The 2,566-nt window shown below is 58.1% G+C and carries 2 protein-coding genes; both read left to right on the plus strand.

What is annotated here, in order from left to right; genetic code table 11:
• Positions 1-626 precede the first annotated feature (626 nt).
• The gene (locus VEG30_00840) at positions 627-1,976 is read left to right on the plus strand and encodes an acyltransferase domain-containing protein (GenBank protein HXZ78445.1); all 1,350 of its coding nucleotides are present in this window, start codon (positions 627-629) and stop codon (positions 1,974-1,976) included.
• 124 nt (positions 1,977-2,100) lie between these two features.
• Complete coding sequence (locus VEG30_00845; protein ID HXZ78446.1) at positions 2,101-2,313, plus strand: YbaK/EbsC family protein; 213 nt, start codon at positions 2,101-2,103, stop codon at positions 2,311-2,313.
• Positions 2,314-2,566 lie beyond the last annotated feature (253 nt).

Genomic DNA, 2,566 nt, shown 5'->3' on the forward strand with positions numbered 1-2,566 from the left:
GGCCGACGATGCTGAAGGCGACAAAGCCATTGCCAATTTGAACGGCGCGACTCTGGGAGGACGAACCCTCAACGTGAATGAGGCGCGCCCGAAGCGCGAACGTACTCCCTTCGGAGGTCGTGGCGGACACGGCGGACGTGGCCGCTACTGAAGCAACTGTCGCGACTGCACGTAGCACTCTCCATCTTTAAATTTGCCGTTCTCCTCAGCTTCAGATGAATTAAATTGGTCATCGGAAGCCTCTCTCATGGTCAACAGCAAGTCCCGGTTTTGTACCGGGAGGGACTGAAGCAGTGACGCCTCCGCAGATCACAGCGCAGCCGCAGTCCGCCGGAACCGCAAAACGGTTGCGGGGGAGCAACGCGGACATCCCCAATGCTGTCGCTGTCGTCATGAAGGTGGTCGCCGGTGAGCAAATGCAGTGCGCGCTTTGCCACATGCCAACCGCCGGCGACCCAGGACGCAAGCCTCGCCGAATGGCAGGCCCTCTGGCTTGCCGATCGTTTGGTCTGGGATCACATTCAGAAAAGCAAACATCCCGGATCGAGAGTCTTGCCCAGTTTTTCGGAGTTGAAAAGCTAGTCTGCACAGCTCAGACCTAAAGCGCAAAGAGAGGAGTTACCGCTGTGGATGTCGACTTCTCGCCGAATTCTTCTTCGATTGGTTCCTCCCGCAAAGCGCCGTTGCAGGGCACCCTGCTGGTCGGGGCCGTTTCCGAAAGTGCGTTGGCTGAGCGTCTGCGCTCCATCCAGAAGAGCGCGGAAGCAGGCCACGCACCGAGACCGAGCGCGCCAGCTGATGCGGATCTGTGTGCATCTGAACGCCTGGCAATCGATTATAGGGACGCCTCCGACTTAGCGGCCAAATCGGCGAAGGCTCTCACAGCTCTAACGGCGAACCAAGCGCCGCTATGGAAGCTTCTGCGAGCCCAGGGCATCTTCAGCGGCCACGGCCCTGCCAAGAAAGTAGCATTTCTATATACCGGTCAAGGCTCGCAATACCTAAACATGCTGCGAGTGCTCGCCGCCGCCGAACCGATTGTGGCTGATACTTTTGCCGAAGCCGACCGCATAATGACTCCGCTGCTCGGCCAGCCCCTCAGCGAGTTCTTATTTGTTGATCAAACCGACGCCGCCGCGGTGGCTCGGGCCGAAAAAGAGCTATCCCGAACGGCCATTACTCAGCCTGCCGTGATAGCGAGCGACATCGCGCTGACCCGCCTCTTAGCGGCGTATGATATTCGGCCAGACATGGTGATGGGCCATAGTGTGGGCGAATACGGCGCTTTGGTAGCGTGCGGCGCTCTTTCCTTCGAGGACGCCTTGGACGTAGTCAGTGCCCGCAGCCGTGAGGCCAGGGGCATAACCATGGAAACCGGCCGCATGGCCGCCATCTTCGCGCCGATGGAGGAGATTGAGCGAGGCCTGAAGACGATTCCGGGCTACATAGTGATCGCCAATGTCAACAGTTATCACCAAGCAGTCCTTGGCGGAGCCAGTCAGGCGATTGAGCAAGCGATCGACCTTTTCCTGAAAGCGGGCTACGACGCCGTCCCGTTGCCGGTGAGCAACGCTTTCCACACCTCGATTGTGGCTCCGTACAGCGAACCACTGCGACGAACGCTGGAGCGACGGCGTCTGCAATCACCGCGGGTCCCGGTTGTAGCGAACGTGAACGGCGAGTTTTATCCCACTGGACCGGACGCCACTTCACAGATGGTGGATCTCCTGACGCGGCAAGTCGCATCTCCGGTGCAATTTGTCCAGGGTCTGCTTACGCTGTACCGTGCGGGCGCCCGCGTTTTCGTGGAAACGGGGCCGAAGAAGGCCCTTCAGGGATTTGCCGAGGATGTTCTCGGTGACCGCGGCGATGTGATTTCGCTGTTCACCAATCATCCCAAGTTCGACGATATCGCGGCTTTCAATCAGGCACTATGCGGTCTTTATGCTGCGGGATTGGGCCGACCGGTGTCTTAGCGCCGGAATCGACCAGATACCGCGCCTGCCCCGTAGCGTTCGATCGTGACGCGGCGTACTTCTACATTCACTTCTTCCTGAATGCGGTTCACAGTAATTTAAGGACCGGTTCCCGGAGTGCGAGATCGGCGCTATGCCGCCCTTTGGGAACCTCTACGGAATGGCTGTCTATGTTGACGAGAGCCTTACTAAGAAAAAAGACATTGCGTTCAACGCTGGGTCCCACAACGAGGTGCTTCACCTATCCTATGCAGATTTCGAGCGTATGGTGCATCCAAGAGTCCTGAGATTTTCAAACTTACCCGATGTGGAGTCGATGGGGACGTGGCACCTTTGACCTTTGAAAGGCTTCCGGCTGGACCGTGCTTTGGCGGCCGGCGCGAGTTCCGTGACCTACAATGCTACAGACTGCGCCAGAAGCTGTCACCGATTAGCGTTGCTGGAGGTAGCAGATGATTCCAATTCCGGCCATCGCTGCCATCATCGTTGTTTTGTACGTTCTCAGCTCGATCAAGATCCTTCGTGAATACGAGCGGGGTGTGATCTTTCGCCTAGGCCGATTGCTACCGCGTGCCAAAGGACCAGGGATC

The organism is Terriglobales bacterium, assembly GCA_035624455.1.
Lineage (GTDB): Bacteria > Acidobacteriota > Terriglobia > Terriglobales > Acidobacteriaceae > DASPRM01.